Raw genomic sequence first — 17,469 nt, 5'->3', positions numbered from 1 at the left:
TCCGCGTCCCTACAGTGCTGTCGTGACGAAGCGCGGGTGGAGCCTGTTCCTGGCGATGTGCGTGATCTGGGGCCTGCCCTACCTGTTCATCCGGATCGCCGTCGAGCACGTGTCGCCGGCCGGCCTGGTCTTCCTCCGTACGGCGCTCGCCGCGCTCGTCCTGCTGCCGCTGGCCCTGGCCCGTGGAGACGTCGGCCCGGTGCTGAGGCGCTGGCGCCCCCTGGCCCTGTTCGCCCTCATCGAGATCATGATCCCGTGGGTGCTGCTCGGGCACGCCGAGCAGCGGATCTCCTCCTCCCTGGCCGGTCTCCTGGTCGCGGCGGTCCCGCTCTTCGGCGCGCTCGCCTTCCTGGTCACCCGGCACGCGGAGCGCTTCACCCGCGCCCAGACGGCCGGCCTGGTGCTCGGCTTCGCGGGGGTGGCCTGCCTGGTCGGGCTGGACCTCGACCACGTCGACCTGCTCGCGGTGGCGGAGATGCTGGGCGTGGCGGTCTGCTACGCCGCCGGGCCGCTGGTGCTGACCCGCTCGTTCTCCGACGTCTCCGGGCTCGGCGTGATGGCGTGCGCGCTGACCCTGACCGCGCTGGTCTACCTGCCGTTCGGGATCGCCGACCCGCCGACCGACCTGCCCGGCAAGGCCTGGGGCAGCATCGTCGTGCTCGGCCTGGTCTGCACCGCGCTGGCGTTCGTGGTCTTCCTGGAGCTGATCCGCGAGGCCGGGCCGACCCGGTCGACGATCATCACCTACGTCAACCCGGCCGTCGCGATCGTGCTCGGCGTGCTGCTGCTCGACGAGAAGGTCACCACCGGCATGCTCGTCGGCTTCCCGCTGATCCTCGTCGGCTGCTTCGTCGCCGCGGGCAGCCGGACCGCCGAGGCCGACGGCACGACGGTCGCGAGCACCGAGCCGGCCGCCGACGTGGTCGTCGAGGTCGACTGCGACCCTCAGGCCGCCGGCTCCTGATCCGGCTCCTGGGCCGGGGCCGCCGGCGCCGCGGTGGCCGCGGGCTTCGTGGGGGAGCGGCGTGCGATCCCGACGCCGAGCAGCGCGAGCACACCGCCGGCGTACGCGACCGGGGGCGGGACCTCGTCGAGCAGCACCAGCCCGAGCAGGATCGTGATCGGCGGCACCAGGTAGGTCGTCACGCCCAGGGCGGAGGCGGACATGTGCCGCAGCGCGAAGGCGTACGTCGTGAACGCGATCGCCGTCGGGAACACCCCCAGGTAGGCCAGCCACAGGCTCGACGACAGCGGCGCGTCCCCCGCCTGGCGGACCAGCTGGCCGGCCCACGGCAGGCAGGTGACCATGCCGATCGTGCACGCCAGCCAGGTGACGTGGACGGCGGAGAGCCGCGCGACGAGCGGCTTCTGGAGGATCACGCTGACGGCGTAGACGACCGCGGAGACGAGGCAGAGCACGACGCCGAGCAGGTCGCCGCTGGTCTCCCCGCCGGAGGTCGCCAGGGCGATGACCACCACGCCCGCGAAGGCCAGCGCCAGGCCGGCCGCGAGCTGGCGGGTGAAGCGCTCGCGCAGGAAGGTCGCCGCCAGCAGCGCGATCAGGACCGGCGAGACCTGGATGAGCATCGAGGCGGTGCCGGCGTCGATGCGGCGCTCACCGGCGTTGAGAGCCAGGTTGTAAACGCCGAACCAGAGCACCCCGATGACGACGATCGAGCCCCACTGGCGGCGGTCCGGGCGCGGCAGGCCCTGGAGCAGGGCCACCGGCGCGAGCGCCAGCGCACCCACCAGCAGCCGGCCCAGCGAGAGCGCGCCGGGGGAGAAGTCGCCGGCCAGGTGCCGGATCCCGACGAACGCGCTGGCCCACAGGACCAGGGTCACCCCGACGGCGAGCAGGGGCAGGACGGACGCGCGGGGGGAGTCGGGCACGCCCCCACGCTAGGGGGCGCGCACCGCTCCGGTCGCGCGGTTTTCGGTCGTCGTACGACGACTTCCTGCCGCGTTGCTCAGACCTCGAGCTTGTAGCCCAGGCCGCGCACCGTGACGAGGTACTTCGGCTCGCTCGGCTCCGGCTCCAGCTTGGCCCGCAGGCGCTTGACGTGGACGTCGAGGGTCTTGGTGTCGCCGACGTAGTCGGAGCCCCAGACCCGGTCGATGAGCTGGCCGCGGGTCAGCACCCGGCCGGGGTTGCGCAGGAACATCTCCAGCAGCTCGAACTCCTTGAGCGGCAGGCGCTGCTCGGTGCCGTCGACGGTCACCACGTGCCGTTCGACGTCCATCCGCACCGGCCCGGCCTCGAGGGTGTCGGGCAGCAGCTCCTCGCCGGCCCCGCGGCGCAGCACCGCGCGGATCCGGGCGACCAGCTCGCGCGGGGAGTAGGGCTTGGTGACGTAGTCGTCGGCGCCGAGCTCGAGCCCGACCACCTTGTCGACCTCGTCGTCCTTGGCGCTGACCATGATCACCGGGACGTTCGACGTCTGACGGATCGTGCGGCAGACCTCGGTGCCGGGGATGCCGGGGAGCATCAGGTCCAGCAGCACGATGTCCGCGCCGTTGCGGTCGAACTCCTTGAGCGCCTCGTTGCCGTCGGCCGCGATGGCGACCTCGAACCCCTCCTTGCGGAGGAGGTAGGCGAGCGCGTCGCTGTAGCTCTCTTCGTCTTCGACGACAAGTACCCGGGTCACGGGCGGTCCTCCTGGTCTTCCATGTGGTCGTGCTTGCGGCGGTCGGTGTCCGAGGCCGTCGCGAGCGAGGCCAGCCCGAGGAAGGGCGACCCCTCGTCGTGGTGCGGGTGCTGGGGGAGGGACAGCGTGAAGGTGGAGCCCTGGCCCTCCACGGACCAGACTCGCACGTCCCCGCCGTGGGTGGCGGCGACGTGCTTCACGATCGACAGGCCGAGGCCCGTGCCCCCGGTGGAGCGGTGCCGGGCCGGGTCGACCCGGTAGAACCGCTCGAAGATCCGCTCGACCTCGGCCTCGGGGATGCCGATGCCCTGGTCGATGACGGAGATCTCGATGAAGTGGCCGGCCCGCTTGCGGGTGACCACGACGCGCGCGTTCGGCTCGGAGTAGGCCACCGCGTTGGCGACCAGGTTGCTGACCGCCGCGCCGACCTGCTTCTCGCTGCCGAGGACCTTGAGACCCTCCTCGCCCTCCGCGATCACCGAGATGTCCTTCGCGGTGGCGGTCATCGAGACGAAGTCGACCGCGGAGGCCACCACGTCGTCGATGGAGACCGGGACCGGCGACTCCAGCGGCTCGTCGCCCTGCAGCCGGGACAGCTCGATGATCTGCTGGATCAGCCGGGAGAGGCGGTCGCTCTCGGTGAGCATCCGCGAGGCGAAGCGGTAGACGGCGTCCGGGTCGTCCGAGGCGTCCTGGACGGCCTCGGCCAGCAGCCGCATCGCGCCGACCGGCGTCTTCAGCTCGTGGCTGACGTTCGCGACGAAGTCGCGTCGTACGGCGTCGACCTGGCGCTCGCGGGTGCGGTCCTCGACCAGCGCCAGCACCAGGCGCGAGCCCAGCGGCGCGACCCGTGCGGTGACGTGGCGGGGGCTGCCGGAGACGCGCGGCACGATCAGCTCGGTCTCACGGATCTGGCCGTCGCGCCGGACCTGCCGGATGAGGGTGCCGAGCTCGTCTGAGAGCAGCTGGGAGCCGCGCACGAAGCCCATCGCGAACGCCGGCGCGGAGGCCTTGAGGACGGCGTCGGACTCGTCGACGACGACCGCGCTGCTGCGCAGCACGGAGAGCACGGCCGCGACGCCGTCGGGGACCATCGGCTCCTCGGGAGCCTTGTAGAGGTTCTGCTGACGGTCGCTGAGGTGCCAGGCGAGCATGGCGCCACCAGCGACGACGGCGCCGAGGAGCGCGGCCAGGAAGGCCTGCGTCGTCGGATCCACGCCACGATCGTACGGCGACCCGCCGGGCTGTCTCGGAATCGAGAATGCCGGGCTTCGCGATGTTCACCCTGCGTTCACCGTGGGGCGCCCGGCCGACACCTCTGCGCCCTAGCCTGGGGACCATGCGTGACGCGTACACCGACCAGCTCGATGCGATCTTCGACGACCTCGCCGGCATCAGCCGCCGGGTCCAGGTCGCGGTCAAGGACGCCACCCAGGCGTTGATGACGGGGGACTCCTCCATCGCCGAGCGGGTGATCAGCGACGACGCCGCCATCGACCAGGCCCGCGAGCGGGTCGAGGACAACGCCTTCGGCCTGCTCTCGCTGCAGCAGCCGGTCGCCGGCGACCTGCGCACCATCGTGGCCGCGCTGCGGATGGTCGCCGAGCTCGAGCGGATGGGCGACCTGTCCGTGCACGTCGCGAAGGTCGCCCGGCTGCGGGTGCCCGACGTGGCGGTGCCGGAGGAGGTCCGGCCGACCATGCAGCGGATGGCCACCGTCGCCGAGGACATGGTCTCCCGGGTCACCGAGGTGATCGCCGGACGCGACGTCGAGGCCGCCATCGCGCTGGGCCGCGACGACGAGGAGATGGACCAGCTGCGTCGTACCAGCTTCACCGAGCTGCTCTCCGACGACTGGGCCCACGGGGTCGAGGCGGCCGTCGACATCGCGCTGCTGGGCCGCTACTACGAGCGGATCGCCGACCACGCGGTCTCCGTCGCCAACCGGGTCATCTTCGTGGTCACCGGGCACAAGCCCGAGCCGGCTGCCTGAGCCGGCCCGGGCCGCGCCTCGGTCTCAGGCGGCCGCGTCGACCGCCACCGGCTCGTGTGCCGGCGCCGGTACGACGGCCGCCCGCGGCCGTGCCAGCAGGGTGGCCGCGCTGACGAGCCCGATCGCCGCGATCACGGCCGCGGCGGCGAGGCCGGCGTGCGCACCGGCGAGGAAGTCGCCGGGCACGGCGTGGTCGGCGTACACCGAGGCGATGATGGCCAGGCCGACCGCTCCGCCGAGCTGCTGCATGGTCTGCAGCAGGCCGGAGGCGGAGCCGGCGTGCTCGGGCTCGACGCCCAGCAGGGCCAGCGAGGTGATCGGCATGAAGCTGCCGCCCATGCTGATGCCCATGATGAGCAGGGCCGGGAAGACGCCGCTCCAGTAGCTCGTGGCCTCGGTCAGCCGGGTGAGCAGCAGGAAGCTGGTGAGCACACCGACGGTGCCGATCGCGATGATCGGCGGCTGGCCGAAGCGGGCGACCAGGCGCGGGGTGATCCGCGACATGGTGAACACGCTGAGCGGGATCGGCAGGAAGGCGAGCCCGGTCTGCAGCGGGCCGTAGCCGCGGTCCTCCTCGAAGAACTGCACCATCAGGAAGAACGTGGCGAGCATGCCGCCGTAGAGCGCGGCCATGGTGACCAGGGTGGCGACCCGGGTGCGGCTGCGGAGCAGGCCCAGGCGCAGCAGCGGGTGGCTGTGCCGGCGCTCGGTGACGACCAGCGCGGCGGCGAGCAGGACGGCGAGGGCCAGGCCGAGGACGGTCTGCGGCGAGGTCCAGCCGTGCTCGGGCGCCTTGATCAGCGTCCAGACCAGGGTGGCGGCGGCGCCGGTGGAGGTGATCGCCCCCACGACGTCGAAGCGGCCGGGGCGGCGGGGCGTGTCGGCGACGTACCGGCGCACGGTGAGCAGGACCGCCAGGCCGATCGGGATGTTGATGAAGAGCGTCCAGCGCCACGAGAGCAGGTCGGTGAGCACGCCGCCCAGCAGCATGCCGAGCGCGGCGCCGCCGGAGGAGACGGCCGTGAAGAGCGCGAGCCGGCGGTTGCGGGCGGCCTCGTCGGGCGCGGAGGTGGTGATCAGGGCGAGCACCGAGGGCGCCGCGATGGCCGCGCCGACGCCCTGGAGGGCGCGGGCGCCGACGAGCATCCACGGCTCGGTGGCGAGCCCGCCGAGCAGCGAGAAGAGGGTGAAGACGGCCAGCCCGATCCAGAAGACCGAGAGCCGGCCGAAGACGTCGCCGAGCCGGCCGCCGAGGAGCAGCAGGCCGCCGAAGGCCAGCGCGTAGGCGTTGAGGACCCACGACAGCGACGCGGCGCCGAAGTGGAGGTCGGTGGCGATGTGGGGGAGCCCGACGTTCATCACGGCGGAGTCGAGGACGAGCATGAGCTGCGCGAGCAGCACGATCAGGATGCCGACGGAGGTGGTCCGGGTCGTCGCCCGGGCCGGTGCGGCGGGAAGCGTGGAAGAAGACAAGGGTGGTGTCCTGTTCTGGCCGGGGAGGCCGAGGTACTCTTTATCGGAGGGTGACTCCGGTTATCCACCACGATACGGAGGGTGTCTCCGTTTAGCAAGGGAAAAGGTGATCTCGTTTGCGCGCCGACGCCGTCCGCAACCGTGAGCGCATCGCGGACATCGCTCGCCAGCTCTTCCGCGAGAAGGGCTACGACGCCGTCTCGATGGACGAGGTCGCCAAGAGCGCCGGCGTGGGTGTCGGCACGCTCTACCGCCACTTCCCGACCAAGGAGGCGCTCTACGACGCCGCCATCCAGGCCTGGGTGGAGACCGTGAACGCCGCCGCCGACAAGGCCCTCGCCGGCGAGGGCAGCCCGCGCGAACGGCTGCTCACCTGGTTCGAGGCGTACGTCGAGTTCCTCACCCGGCACAAGGGCGCGGCCTGGCGGATCACCAGCGCGCTCGGCGACGAGGGCTCGCCGTTCGCGGCCAAGTGCCGGACCTACCTCAGCGCCAACCAGCGGATCATCGACACGCTGGCCGCCGAGGGCGCGCTGCGCGCCGACGTCGACGCGATGCAGCTGTGCCGGCTGGTCGGCGGGGTCGCCGCCGTGGTCGACAACAGCGAGCTGGAGCCGGCCGCGGCGTCCTCGATGCTGGCCGTGGTGGCCGACGGGGTGCTGGCCGGCTGACGGCGTGTTGGCCGGCTGACGCCGTACCGGGCGCACGAAACTTGTTCCGAGCGCACGAAACTTCGTGTGCCCGGACCCGGTTTCACCACCTAGGTGGTGAAACCGGACAGCTCAGTGGCCCTGGTTGGCGACGGCCGCGGCCGCCGCGGCAGCCGCCTCGGGGTCGAGGTAGCGGCCGCCGGGAACGGTCGGCGCCAGGGTGTCCTCGTCGAGCTCGTAGACCAGCGGCATGCCGGTGGGGATGTTGAGCCCGGCGATCTCGGTGTCGCTGATGCCGTCCAGGTGCTTGACGATCGCGCGCAGGCTGTTGCCGTGGGCGGCGACCAGCACGGTCCGGCCGGCCCGCAGGTCGGGCACGATGCCGGCGTCCCAGTAGGGGAGCAGCCGGTCGATGACCTGCTTGAGGGCCTCCGCGCGGGGCAGCTCGTCGCCGAGGTCGGCGTAGCGCGGGTCGTCGGCCTGGGAGAACTCGCTGTCGTCGGCGAGCGGTGGCGGGGGTACGTCGAAGGAGCGGCGCCAGAGCATGAACTGCTCCTCGCCGTACTCGTCGCGGATGGACTTCTTGTCCTTGCCCTGCAGGGCGCCGTAGTGGCGCTCGTTGAGCCGCCACGAGCGGCGGACCGGGATCCAGTGCCGGTCGGCGGCGTCGAGGGCGAGCGCGGCGGTGTTGATCGCGCGACGCTGCAGCGAGGTGTGCACGACGTCGGGCAGCAGACCCGCCTCGCGCAGCAGCTCACCGCCGCGGACGGCCTCGCCGCGGCCCTTCTCGGTGAGCGCGACGTCGACCCAGCCGGTGAAGAGGTTCTTGGCGTTCCACTCGCTCTCGCCGTGGCGGAGCAGGACGAGCGTGAACGTCATCAGTGCTCCCCGCCGCCGGGCACGGGAGCCTGGTCGGCGCAGGTGAAGGCGGCGTCGCCGTCCTCGCTGTGCTCGTCGGCGTGCTCCTCGCCCGCGGCGGAGGTCTCCTCCTCGGTGGCCTGGTCGCTGGCCTCGTCGGTGGCCTCGCCCTCGGGCTCCTCGGCCGTGGCGTCGTCCTCGGCGGACGGCGTCGGCGTGGGGACCTGGGTGTACTGGAAGCAGTTCTTGACGACCTGCACGTCGAGGCTGGCGGTCTCGCCGGTGCTGAACCCGAGCTCGACGGTGATGAAGTTGCCGGCGGTGAAGTCGCCGGTCAGCTCGATCGGGGCGATCTCGGCGAGGTTGACCGCGGCGCCCGGCGCCATCTTGACGGGCTTGAACTTCGCGGAGGTGAAGGCGTTGTCCGGCGAGGTCACCGTCTCCAGCGAGGCGTCCTCGTCGTTGCTGTTGGACAGCGCGCCGATGAGGCGTCCCTCGCCCTTGGCCGTGGCCAGCACCCGGATGCCGAGCGCGTCGACCGAGTGGTCACGGTTGTTGACGCCCGCGGCGATCGTGTTCACCCGGTCGGTGGGGTAGTGGAAGCCGCAGGACGAGAGCGTCACGGACGAGACCGCTGCCAGGAGCAGTCCGGCGATCGCAGTCGGGCGCAGGTGGGGCATGTCGGCAGGCCTCCGCTGGTCTGTCGGGTTCGGCCGCGGGGCGGCCGGTGGAACCGGGTGGTCGAGCGGCCTCACTCTAGCGGTCGCCGACGGCCCGGGCTGCCCCGGGACACCGCCCCGGGACGAGGACCGGTCAGCGGCTGAGGCCGACCTTCGCGCCCATCACGGCCAGCAGCACCACGATGACGACGGTGTAGAGCGTGGAGAGGGCCAGCAGGCGGGTCGCGCCGAGCTTCAACCCGAGCTTCAACGGGAGGTAGGTCCAGCCGTCCTCGTGGTCGGCCACCAGGCCCCACACGGCGCGCGTGAAGTGCACGCCGACGCCGAGCAGCGCGGCCAGCACGACGATCGAGGTCTCCGGGGGGTTGCCCTCGGCCTGGCCGCCCCAGCCCCCGAAGGAGAGGTACGCCGGCAGCAGCGCGAAGGAGACCGCCCACGACCACCACGACAGCAGCCCGGTGCGCAGCACGACGTTGCCGAGCAGGCCCACCGCCACCGAGGCGAGGTAGAGGCAGCCGGCCTTGATGCCGGTCGTGATCGCCAGCGGCACGAGCAGCAGGGCCGCGACGAGCACGGCGTACCAGAGCGTGTCGGTGCTGAGCCGGCCCATCGCGACCGGCTTGCCGGTCAGGCCGTGCGCCTTGTCGCGCTGGCGGTCGACGATGTCGTTGTGCCAGCCCAGGATGGTCTGGCCGACCAGCACGGTCACCAGGACCACCGCGGTCTCGCGCGCGGCCCGGCCCGCGACGGCGGCGGCCAGGGCCATCGCCAGCGCGGTCGTGATCGCCTGCTTGGCGTGCGCGGCCTGCAGCAGCTGGACCGCGACGCTCCCGTCGAGGAAGCCCTTGCGGGTCGCGGCGGGCAGCGCGGGCGGTACGTCGTCGAGGTCGTCATCGAGCTCGTCGTCGTCGGTCTCCTCCTCCGCATCCGCGGAGTCCTCGCCGTCCTCGACGTCGTCGGGCTCGTCGGGCTCGGCCGCCTCGTCCGGGTCCAGGTCGGTCTCCGTGTCCGGGTCGAGCTCGGCCGCGAGCCCGTCGTCCTCCTCGACGAGCCCGGCGGTCTCCTCCTCGACCTCCGTGACCGGAGTGCTTCCCTCCCCGGCAGAGCGGCCGCGCCGCCAGCGCTGCATCTTTGCCATGGCGAGCAGTATGGAACACCGGCGCGCCCCGCGGGGGCGGGCCCGCCGATCGGTCCCCTTCCCACATCGGTACGACGCGGACGGCGCCGGCGGCGCCGCCGTACCCCCGCCGGGTGATGTGCCCCACAGGCCCACCGTGCGCGGGAACCACACCTCACCGGGGTTGTCAAGCCGCTGATAACGGCCCTGACCTGCGCAAACGCTTTCTGAGCCGCCGCTGGAGCGTGGTAGGATAGGTGCCCTAGGAAGGGGTTTTGCTCATATGACTTTCACCGTCGGCGAAACGGTCGTGTACCCCAATCACGGGGCCGCAGTCATCGAGAACATCGAGATGCGGACGATCAAGGGCCAGGAACGGCAGTACCTCGTGCTTCGGATTGTCGCCCAGCAGGACCTCGTGGTCCGCGTGCCGGCCGACAACCTCGATCTCGTGGGTGTTCGGGATGTCGTGGACAAGGACGGGCTGGACCGGGTGTTCGGCGTGCTGCGGGCTGAGCACGTCGAGGAGCCGACCAACTGGTCGAGGCGCTACAAGGCGAACCTCGAGAAGCTCCACAGTGGCGACGTCATGAAGGTGGCCGAGGTCGTGCGCGACCTGTGGCGCCGCGAGCGTGACCGTGGCCTGTCGGCCGGCGAGAAGCGGATGCTCGCCAAGGCCCGCCAGATCCTGGTCTCCGAGCTCGCCCTGTGCGAGAACACCAACGAGGACAAGGCCGAGACCATCCTCGACGAGGTCCTCGCCTCCTGAGGCAGATCGACGACGTCATACGGTGGGGTTCTGATGAACCCGCATCCGTATGACGTCGTCGACATTTCGGTCCCGGTCTCCGGGATCGTCGTGGAGGAGGGCCGCGGTGCCCTGCCCTTCCACCTGATCCACGGCGAGTCGTTGGTCGCGGCCGCCGCCTGGGCCGCCGGCGAGGCCGGGGTCGAGCTCGCGGACCTCACCGTGTCCTGGCCCGGACTGGCCGAGCGCGGCGAGGCGCTGGTCCTGCACGACCCGCTGTGCCCGATGACGCCGCCCGCCTTCCTGGCCCGCTGCGCCGACCGTGCCGCCGTCGAGGACGTGGTCGTGGTGGGCGCGCGCCCGGTGACCGACACGGTCAAGGAGGTCACCGGTGACGTCCTCGGCGCGACCGTCGACCGCGACGCCCTGGTCGCGGTGTGCTCGCCCGTCGTGCTGCCGGCCTCCGTGGTCGCCGACCTCGACGGCCTGCCCGCCACCGACTTCGTGGCGCTGGTGACCGCCCTGCGGGAGCGGTACGGCGAGGACCGGGTCGTGCTCGCCGAGGCTCCTCCCGAGGCCCGCCGGGTCGCCTCCGACGCCGACATCGCAGTGCTCGAGGCGCTGACCGACCCTCGCTGAGGAGGCCGCTCCGGGGTAGTCCCTGACGAAAAGCACTGATTTCGGCCCCGAAGCCGTGCTTTTCGTCAGGGACTATCCCCGGTGAGGACTCAGCCCAGCAGGTGCTCGGCGACCGCGAGGTCCTCGGCGAAGGTCACCTTGAGGTTGTCCGGGCCCGAGGGGACCGCGTGGATCTCCAGGCCGGGGCCGGGCGCGAACGCCGCGAAGACCCCGGCGGTGTCGGTGCCGTCGAACCCGGCGGCGCCGGCCGCGTCGTACGCCGCCAACAACGGCGCGGCCCGGAACGCCTGGGGCGTCTGCACGCCCACCAGGCGGGTGCCCGCACCACCGGGGGCCGGTACGCCGGCGGGGTCGCGCGGCAGCAGGCCGGGCAGCTCGTGGGCGGGGACGGCGCCGCCGTGGGCCCGGGCGGTGGCGAGGGCCGCCTGGAAGAGCGGTACGCCGGCCAGCGGCCGGGCGCCGTCGTGAATCGCGACGACGTCGACCTCCCCGGCGGCGACCCGGGAGGCGAGCAGGTCGAGAGCGGCCTGCTCGGAGGCCTGGCGGGTGGCACCGCCGTCGATGAGCAGCACCTCGCGCTCGCCGACGACCGGCATCAGTGCCTCCGCCACGGCTGCGCGCTCGCCGGGGCGGCAGACCACCACGACCGGGTCCACGCCCGGCACCTCCAGCGCGGTGCGCACCGACCAGGCCAGCAGCGGGGTGCCCCGCAGCGGCAGCAGCACCTTGTTGACCTCGGCGCCGACGCGGGTGCCGCTCCCGGCGCCGAGCACCACGACGGCGGCGGTGGGGGAGGTGCTCACGAGCCAGCAGCCTAGCGATCCCGAGAGCAATGGTTTTCACGGCTGTTACACGCCGAAACGTCGCCGAGAACAGCGCGACCCTACGTTCGCTGCATGACGGGTCACGGGGCCGCGGAGGAGTGGCGGCCGGTCTGCCGGATGGTCGAGCTGACGGTCGATCGCGGGGTGACCGCGCTCGTGCACGGTCAGGCCATCGCGATCTTCCGCACCGGTGACGACGCGGTCTACGCGCTGGGCAACCACGACCCGTTCGCGCGGCACACCGCCGGCGGGATCTCCCGCGGGATCGTCGGCCGCCGCGGGGAGACGCCCTTCGTGGCCTCGCCGGCGCACCGCCACGCCTTCGACCTGCGCACCGGGCGGTGCCTGGACGACAGCCACGTCACCGTGCCGGCGTACGACGTCAAGGTGGTCGAGGGCGTGGTGCTGGTCGGCGGCCGGAAGGTCGCGGCCTAGCGGGGCCTGCCTAGCCGGTCGCCTTCGCGCGGTGCCGCCCGCGCCGGGTGGAGCGCGCCAGCGCCCGGTCGACGAGGGCGATCAGCTCCTCGCTGACGAGCTCGCGGCGCTCGAAGGGCAGGTAGTGCCCGGCGCCGGGGGCGACGAGCAGGCGCGCGCCGCGGATGCCCTGGGCGATCTTGCCGGCGTGCTCGGGCGGGGTGAGCAGGTCGCGGGTGCCGACCAGGACCGTGGTCGGGATGTCGTCGAAGGCCGACAGGTTGCCGACCCGGTCGTGCTCCATCATGTCGCGGAAGAAGCCCGACATGGTCTCCGGCCAGGCGTGCACGAGCTGGTCGACGACGTGCCCGACGTCGCGCGGGCGGGCCGGGGTGCCGAACAGGAAGCGGCGGGCGATCTGGCGCTCGATGAAGGGGTACTTCTCGCGGCGGGTGCGGCTGAGCATCCGGGACCGGTTGGCGAGGATGAACGGCAGGCGGTCGCGCATCAGCGCGCCCGCGGCCGCGGGCAGGCCGAGGGTGACCTTGCGGAGCTCGCCGCTGGTGGTGCTGACGAAGAGCGCGCCGACGATGCGCGGCACCAGGTCCGGGCGCTCCTCGGGGAGGGCGGTGATCGTCATCCCGCCGACCGAGTGGCCGGCGACGACGAGCGGGCCGTCGGGGGCGTAGGTGTCGACCACGAGGCCCATGTCGCGGGCCAGCAGCGGGATCGTGCACTGCGACTCGCGGGCCCGGTCCGAGCGGCCGTGGCCGCGGTGGTCCCAGGTGATGATCCGTACGTCGCGGCCGTAGCGCGCGAGCAGGTCGGTGACCTGGTAGTGCCAGTCGGACTCCTCCGCGGTCCAGCAGTGCGCCAGCAGGACGGTCAGTGGCGCGTCCTCGCGCCCGCGCACGCTGACGTGGATGCGGAGGCCGTCCTCGGTGATCACGTTGTGCTCGCTCACCCGGCCACCTTGCCACGCGCAAGGGCGTCTGCGACAGCGTGTCGCACTACGGTCAGGAGCCGAGCAACGCGGTCGCGATCGCGGCGACTCCCTCACCGCGCCCGGTCAGCCCGAGGCCGTCGGTGGTGGTCGCGGACAGCGTCACGGGGGCGCCGAGCACGCCCGAGAGCGCCTCCTGGGCCTCGGCGCGCCGCGGGCCCACCTTGGGCCGGTTGCCGATGACCTGGACGGCCACGTTCACGATGGTGAAACCGGCCGCCTCGACCCGGCGCCGGGTCTCGCCCAGCAGCGCGGCGCCGCTGGCGCCGGACCACTCCGGCTCCGCCGTACCGAAATTGCTGCCGAGGTCACCCAGCCCGGCCGCCGACAGCAGCGCGTCGCAGGCCGCGTGGGCGGCCACGTCGGCGTCGGAGTGACCCTCCAGGACGACCTCCTCCTCGGGCCAGAGCAGCCCGCCGAGGGCGAGCGGCGGCGCGTCCGCCGCCCGTGGGACGAGGCGGTGCACGTCGGAGCCGATGCCGACCCGGAGGCCCGTGATGTTCACGGGCGAATCATGCCTGAGGAACAATCACCCGTGTGAGGACCTCCCGCGGCTGGTGGGCGCTGTCCGGCATCGTGGCCGGCGCGCTCGGTCTGGCCATGAGCTACGCCGCCGCGGCGCTGCTCCACGTGCGCGAGTCCCCGGTCGTCGCCGTCGCCGAGGGCGTGACCGCGCTGACGCCCGGCGCGGTGGTGAAGTGGGCGATCAACACCTTCGACCGCGACGACAAGAAGGTCCTCGTCGTCGGCATCCTCGTGCTGCTGACGCTCGTCTTCGCGCTGATCGGCCGGGTCGCGCGGCGGCAGTGGTGGCTCGCCGTGGCGGGCTACGTCGTGCTCGCCGGCATCGCCTTCCTCGCCGTCGCCACCAAGCCCACCCCCGCCCTGATCGACTACGTCCCGCTCGTGGTCGGGCTGCTGTCCTGGGTCACCGTGCTCGCCGTGCTGGCCGAGGTGCTGCGCCGGTGGGAGGTCGAGGACGGCCAGGGGCCGGACCCGGCGCACACCCGGCGGCAGTTCCTGGTGGCGGTCGGCGGTGCGGCCGCGCTGGCCGCGGTGGCCGGGCTGCTCGGCCGGATCGCGGGCTCGGCCCGGCGCCGGGCCGAGGAGAGCCGGCGGCTGCTGCGGATCGAGGGGGTGACCGCGCCCGCCGTACCGGACGGGGTGGAGCTGGGCGTCGAGGGCGTGACGCCCTGGGAGACGCCGAGCGATGCGTTCTACCTGATCGACACGGCCTTCATCAAGCCGGCCATCGAGCCGACCGAGTGGTCGATCCGGATCCACGGCATGGTCGATCGCGAGATCACGCTGACCTACCGCGACCTGGTCGCCCGCGAGATCACCCAGGACTGGATCACGCTCGGCTGCGTGTCCAACGAGATCGGCGGCGACCTCGTCGGCAACGCCTGGTGGAGCGGTGTCCGGCTCGCGCCGATCCTCGCCGAGGCCGGCCCGCACCCCGACGCGGACGCGGTGCTGCAGACCTCCGAGGACGGCTGGACCTGCGGCACCCCGCTCGCGCCGATGATGGACGGACGGAACGCGATGCTCGCCGTGGCGATGAACGGCGAGCCGCTGCCGATCGAGCACGGCTTCCCGGTGCGCACCATCGTCCCCGGGCTCTACGGCTATGTCTCGGCCACCAAGTGGGTGGTCGACATGGAGGTCACGACGTTCGACCGGTTCACGGCGTACTGGACCGAGAAGGGCTGGGGCGAGCGCGGGCCCGTCAAGATCGCCTCGCGCATCGACGTGCCCCGCTCGGGGCAGGACGTCCCCGCCGGCGAGCTGGTGGTCGCCGGCGTCGCGTGGTTCCAGCACTCCGGGATCTCCGCGGTGCAGGTGCAGGTCGACGGCGGCGCGTGGCTGGACGCCGAGCTGGCGAACGTCGCGAGCGCCGACACCTGGGTGCAGTGGCGGCGGGTGGTCGAGGTCGACGAGGGCGAGCACCGGATCCGGGTCCGCGCCGTCGACCGCGAGGGCACGCCGCAGACCGGTGTCGTGGCCGACGTGCTGCCCGACGGCGCGACCGGCTGGCACACCATCGACGTGACGGCGCAGGCCTGAGATGGACGACTTCTCGCAGCTGCCGGGCGGTGCGCTCGTGGTCGGCGGCTCCGGCGGTCTCGGCCGCGCGATCGCCGAGCTGCTCGTCGAGCGCGGCGCCCGGGTCGCGGTGACCCACCGCTCCCACCCGGTCGACATCGGCGTCGCGTCGTACGGCCTGGACCTGGCCGAGACCGACGAGGTCGCCCGGGTCGTCGGGCACGCCGCGGCCGAGCTCGGCGGCCTGCACACCGTCGTGCACGCGGCCGGTCCGCACGTGCCGATGGTCCACCTCTCCCGCGTGCCGCCCGCGGACCTGGCGGCCCAGCTCGCCGTCGACGCGGCCGGCTTCTTCGCGGTGGCGCACGCGGCGCTGCCCTTCCTGCGCGAGGCGCACGGCTCGCTCACGGCCGTCACCACCGCCGCCACCACCCGCTTCCCGGTGCGCGACGGGCTGTCCGCCGCGCCCAAGGCCGCCGTCGAGGCGTTGGTGCGCGGGCTCGCCGCCGAGGAGGGTCGGTACGGCGTCCGGGTCAACGCCGTCGGACCGGGCATGCTCACCGACGGGATGGCCGAGCGGCTGATCGCCACGGGCGAGCTGGACGAGCGAGCGCTGGAGGTGACCCGCGGCAACATCCCGCTGCGGCGCTTCGGCGGCGCGGCCGACATCGCGGAGGCGGTGTGCTTCCTGGCCTCCCCGCGGGCCAGCTTCGTCACCGGGCAGAAGCTGGACGTCGACGGCGGCTACGGCGTCTGAGGATGCGCGGCGGCCCGGCCCGCGGCTCGCGGCTCGCGCTGCGCGTTCGCGTTGCGCGTTGACGGCATCTACCCGGGTGTTGTGGCATCTACCCGGGTGGTCTACCACCCTGGTAGAGGTCTGAACACGTAGTTACAAGGGGCGCGGGCCGACGATGCGCGGGCCCGCGCCGCGGATCCCTAGACTGGCCCGGTGACGATCAGGCTCTACGACACCGCGACCCGCGAAGTCCGAGACTTCGTGCCCCTGCAGGAGGGCAAGGCGGGTCTGTACGTGTGCGGCCTGACCGTGCAGAGCGAGCCGCATGTCGGGCACGTGCGCTCCGCGGTCAACTTCGACGTGCTCCAGCGCTGGCTGCGCCACCGCGGCTACGAGGTCACCTTCATCCGCAACATCACCGACATCGACGACAAGATCCTGGTCAAGTCCGCCGAGCAGGGCCGCCCCTGGTACAACCTCGCCTACGCGATGAAGATCGAGCTCGACAAGGCCTACGCCGCGCTCAACGTCGCCCCGCCGACCTACGAGCCGGCCGCCACCGGGCACATCCCCGAGATGATCGTGCTGATCGAGCGGCTCATCGAGCGCGGGCACGCCTACCCGGCGGCCGACGGCAGCGGCGACGTCTACTTCGACGTCCGCTCCTGGCCGTCGTACGGCGAGCTGACCCACCAGGGCGTCGACGACATGGAGCCCGCCGCCGACGCCGACCCGCGCGGCAAGCGCGACCCGCGCGACTTCGCCCTGTGGAAGGGCCGCAAGGACAGCGAGCCGGAGACCGCGTCGTGGCCGAGCCCGTGGGGCGCGGGCCGTCCGGGTTGGCACATCGAGTGCTCGGCGATGGCCGGCAAGTACCTCGGCGACGCGTTCGACATCCACGGCGGCGGCGTCGACCTGCGCTTCCCGCACCACGAGAACGAGCAGGCGCAGTCGCGCGCGGCGGGCGGCGCGTTCGCGTCGTACTGGATGCACAACGCGTGGATCACCACCGCCGGCGAGAAGATGAGCAAGTCGCTCGGCAACACGCTCTCCATCCCGGCGATCCTCGAGCGCTACCGCGGTGCCGAGCTGCGCTTCTACGTCGTGGCGGCGCACTACCGCTCGCACGTGGAGTTCTCCTTCGAGGCCCTCGACGAGGCCGCCGTCGGCTACCGCCGGATCGAGGCCTTCCTCGAGCGCGCCGGTGTCTCGGCAGGCTCGACGAGCCCGGCGGGCGAGCTGCCCGAGGCGTTCGCCGCGGCCATGGACGACGACCTCGGTACGCCCGCCGCGGTCGCGGTGCTCTACGACACCGTGCGCGAGGGCAACCGCCAGCTCGCCGCCGGCGAGGACGCCACCACGACCGCGGGTGCGGTCGCGGCGATGCTCGACGTGCTCGGCGTGCACCCGGCCGACCCCGCCTGGGCGGGCATGGGCCGCTCGGACGGCGAGGAGCGGCTCACGGCGGCGGTGGACGCGCTCGTCGCCGGGCTGCTGGAGGAGCGCACACAGGCGCGTGCGGACAAGGACTGGGCGCGTGCGGACGCGATCCGGGACCGCATCAAGGCGGCCGGCATCGAGGTCACCGACACCCCCGACGGCTCGACCTGGACGGTGGGCTGACATGGCTGGGGTCTCGACAC

General features: G+C 72.8%; 19 protein-coding genes. 9 read left to right on the top strand and 10 right to left on the bottom strand.

Translation table 11 applies throughout. The features are described from left to right. The first annotated feature begins 22 nt into the window (after positions 1-22). Positions 23-964, top strand: coding sequence for a DMT family transporter (locus MRBLML1_RS01135; protein ID WP_364510168.1), 942 nt, complete (start codon positions 23-25; stop codon positions 962-964). Here MRBLML1_RS01135 and MRBLML1_RS01130 read toward each other — a convergent pair. The 3 genes from MRBLML1_RS01130 to MRBLML1_RS01120 form a co-directional block, all read right to left on the bottom strand. Beyond that, positions 946-1,890 (bottom strand): DMT family transporter, encoded by a 945-nt coding sequence (locus MRBLML1_RS01130; protein WP_364510165.1) that lies wholly within the window; start codon positions 1,888-1,890, stop codon positions 946-948. The genes MRBLML1_RS01135 and MRBLML1_RS01130 overlap by 19 nt on opposite strands. A 77-nt stretch (positions 1,891-1,967) precedes the next feature. Further along, positions 1,968-2,645, bottom strand: coding sequence for a response regulator transcription factor (locus MRBLML1_RS01125; RefSeq protein ID WP_364510162.1), 678 nt, complete (start codon positions 2,643-2,645; stop codon positions 1,968-1,970). Then, positions 2,642-3,862 (bottom strand): sensor histidine kinase, encoded by a 1,221-nt coding sequence (locus tag MRBLML1_RS01120; protein WP_364510159.1) that lies wholly within the window; start codon positions 3,860-3,862, stop codon positions 2,642-2,644. The genes MRBLML1_RS01125 and MRBLML1_RS01120 overlap by 4 nt, the downstream gene beginning before the upstream one ends. A gap of 122 nt (positions 3,863-3,984) precedes the next feature. On the opposite strand from MRBLML1_RS01120, the gene phoU reads away from it, so the two are divergent. Beyond that, positions 3,985-4,638: a phosphate signaling complex protein PhoU gene (gene phoU, locus MRBLML1_RS01115; RefSeq protein ID WP_364510157.1), complete on the top strand. Its 654-nt coding sequence runs from the start codon at positions 3,985-3,987 to the stop codon at positions 4,636-4,638. A gap of 24 nt (positions 4,639-4,662) precedes the next feature. On the opposite strand, the gene MRBLML1_RS01110 is transcribed toward phoU, so the two are convergent. After that, complete coding sequence (locus MRBLML1_RS01110) at positions 4,663-6,111, bottom strand: MFS transporter (RefSeq protein WP_364510154.1); 1,449 nt, start codon at positions 6,109-6,111, stop codon at positions 4,663-4,665. 116 nt (positions 6,112-6,227) lie between these two features. On the opposite strand from MRBLML1_RS01110, the gene MRBLML1_RS01105 reads away from it, so the two are divergent. Beyond that, positions 6,228-6,782, top strand: a complete 555-nt coding sequence (locus MRBLML1_RS01105; RefSeq protein WP_364510151.1) for a TetR/AcrR family transcriptional regulator — start codon at positions 6,228-6,230, stop codon at positions 6,780-6,782. 111 nt (positions 6,783-6,893) lie between these two features. Here MRBLML1_RS01105 and MRBLML1_RS01100 read toward each other — a convergent pair whose 3' ends face one another. From MRBLML1_RS01100 to MRBLML1_RS01090, 3 genes are all read right to left on the bottom strand, one after another. Further along, positions 6,894-7,640 carry a phosphoglyceromutase gene (locus tag MRBLML1_RS01100; protein ID WP_364510148.1) on the bottom strand — a complete coding sequence of 249 codons (747 nt, stop codon included), beginning with the start codon at positions 7,638-7,640 and terminating at the stop codon, positions 6,894-6,896. After that, positions 7,640-8,299, bottom strand: a complete 660-nt coding sequence (locus MRBLML1_RS01095; RefSeq protein WP_364510146.1) for a hypothetical protein — start codon at positions 8,297-8,299, stop codon at positions 7,640-7,642. Before MRBLML1_RS01095 ends, MRBLML1_RS01100 begins: the two co-directional genes overlap by 1 nt. A 133-nt stretch (positions 8,300-8,432) precedes the next feature. Beyond that, positions 8,433-9,437 (bottom strand): UbiA family prenyltransferase, encoded by a 1,005-nt coding sequence (locus MRBLML1_RS01090; RefSeq protein ID WP_364510143.1) that lies wholly within the window; start codon positions 9,435-9,437, stop codon positions 8,433-8,435. Between the two features lie 262 nt (positions 9,438-9,699). Between MRBLML1_RS01090 and MRBLML1_RS01085 the strand changes: the two genes are divergently transcribed. Together MRBLML1_RS01085 and MRBLML1_RS01080 are read left to right on the top strand one after the other, a co-directional pair. Beyond that, complete coding sequence (locus tag MRBLML1_RS01085) at positions 9,700-10,185, top strand: CarD family transcriptional regulator (RefSeq protein ID WP_028654642.1); 486 nt, start codon at positions 9,700-9,702, stop codon at positions 10,183-10,185. Positions 10,186-10,218: 33 nt separating this feature from the next. Beyond that, positions 10,219-10,803 carry a hypothetical protein gene (locus MRBLML1_RS01080; RefSeq protein WP_364510139.1) on the top strand — a complete coding sequence of 195 codons (585 nt, stop codon included), beginning with the start codon at positions 10,219-10,221 and terminating at the stop codon, positions 10,801-10,803. An 89-nt stretch (positions 10,804-10,892) separates the two neighbouring features. On the opposite strand, the gene MRBLML1_RS01075 is transcribed toward MRBLML1_RS01080, so the two are convergent. Next, the gene (locus tag MRBLML1_RS01075; RefSeq protein ID WP_364510137.1) at positions 10,893-11,606 is read right to left on the bottom strand and encodes an IspD/TarI family cytidylyltransferase; all 714 of its coding nucleotides are present in this window, start codon (positions 11,604-11,606) and stop codon (positions 10,893-10,895) included. Positions 11,607-11,699: 93 nt separating this feature from the next. Here MRBLML1_RS01075 and nirD point away from each other — a divergent pair, with 93 nt between their 5' ends. Then, positions 11,700-12,062 (top strand): nitrite reductase small subunit NirD, encoded by a 363-nt coding sequence (gene nirD / locus MRBLML1_RS01070; RefSeq protein ID WP_364510134.1) that lies wholly within the window; start codon positions 11,700-11,702, stop codon positions 12,060-12,062. A 10-nt stretch (positions 12,063-12,072) separates the two neighbouring features. On the opposite strand, the gene MRBLML1_RS01065 is transcribed toward nirD, so the two are convergent. After that, complete coding sequence (locus tag MRBLML1_RS01065) at positions 12,073-13,005, bottom strand: alpha/beta fold hydrolase (protein WP_364510131.1); 933 nt, start codon at positions 13,003-13,005, stop codon at positions 12,073-12,075. A gap of 52 nt (positions 13,006-13,057) precedes the next feature. Further along, entirely contained in the window at positions 13,058-13,549 is a 492-nt protein-coding gene (ispF, locus tag MRBLML1_RS01060) for a 2-C-methyl-D-erythritol 2,4-cyclodiphosphate synthase (protein ID WP_364510128.1), read from the bottom strand. A 32-nt stretch (positions 13,550-13,581) separates the two neighbouring features. On the opposite strand from ispF, the gene MRBLML1_RS01055 reads away from it, so the two are divergent. The 3 genes from MRBLML1_RS01055 to cysS all read left to right on the top strand — a co-directional run bounded on the left by MRBLML1_RS01055 (position 13,582) and on the right by cysS (position 17,449). Next, complete coding sequence (locus tag MRBLML1_RS01055) at positions 13,582-15,111, top strand: molybdopterin-dependent oxidoreductase (RefSeq protein WP_364510125.1); 1,530 nt, start codon at positions 13,582-13,584, stop codon at positions 15,109-15,111. A 1-nt stretch (position 15,112) separates the two neighbouring features. Next, the gene (locus MRBLML1_RS01050) at positions 15,113-15,847 is read left to right on the top strand and encodes an SDR family oxidoreductase (RefSeq protein ID WP_364510123.1); all 735 of its coding nucleotides are present in this window, start codon (positions 15,113-15,115) and stop codon (positions 15,845-15,847) included. Between the two features lie 192 nt (positions 15,848-16,039). Beyond that, complete coding sequence (gene cysS / locus MRBLML1_RS01045; protein WP_364510121.1) at positions 16,040-17,449, top strand: cysteine--tRNA ligase; 1,410 nt, start codon at positions 16,040-16,042, stop codon at positions 17,447-17,449. Positions 17,450-17,469: the final 20 nt, after the last annotated feature.

Origin of the sequence: Nocardioides sp. LML1-1-1.1 (assembly GCF_040676175.1) — a bacterium.
Lineage (GTDB): Bacteria > Actinomycetota > Actinomycetes > Propionibacteriales > Nocardioidaceae > Nocardioides.
This window is presented reverse-complemented; position numbering and strand designations above follow the sequence as displayed.

Excerpts from the sequence above, each read along its gene's own strand:
- phoU (WP_364510157.1), top strand. The coding sequence starts at position 3,985 with ATGCGTGACGCGTACACCGACCAGCTCGATGCGATCTTCGACGACCTC.
- MRBLML1_RS01100 (WP_364510148.1), bottom strand. The coding sequence starts at position 7,640 with ATGACGTTCACGCTCGTCCTGCTCCGCCACGGCGAGAGCGAGTGGAAC.
- MRBLML1_RS01095 (WP_364510146.1), bottom strand. The coding sequence starts at position 8,299 with ATGCCCCACCTGCGCCCGACTGCGATCGCCGGACTGCTCCTGGCAGCG.
- MRBLML1_RS01090 (WP_364510143.1), bottom strand. The coding sequence starts at position 9,437 with ATGGCAAAGATGCAGCGCTGGCGGCGCGGCCGCTCTGCCGGGGAGGGA.
- MRBLML1_RS01085 (WP_028654642.1), top strand. The coding sequence starts at position 9,700 with ATGACTTTCACCGTCGGCGAAACGGTCGTGTACCCCAATCACGGGGCC.
- MRBLML1_RS01080 (WP_364510139.1), top strand. The coding sequence starts at position 10,219 with ATGAACCCGCATCCGTATGACGTCGTCGACATTTCGGTCCCGGTCTCC.
- nirD (WP_364510134.1), top strand. The coding sequence starts at position 11,700 with ATGACGGGTCACGGGGCCGCGGAGGAGTGGCGGCCGGTCTGCCGGATG.
- MRBLML1_RS01050 (WP_364510123.1), top strand. The coding sequence starts at position 15,113 with ATGGACGACTTCTCGCAGCTGCCGGGCGGTGCGCTCGTGGTCGGCGGC.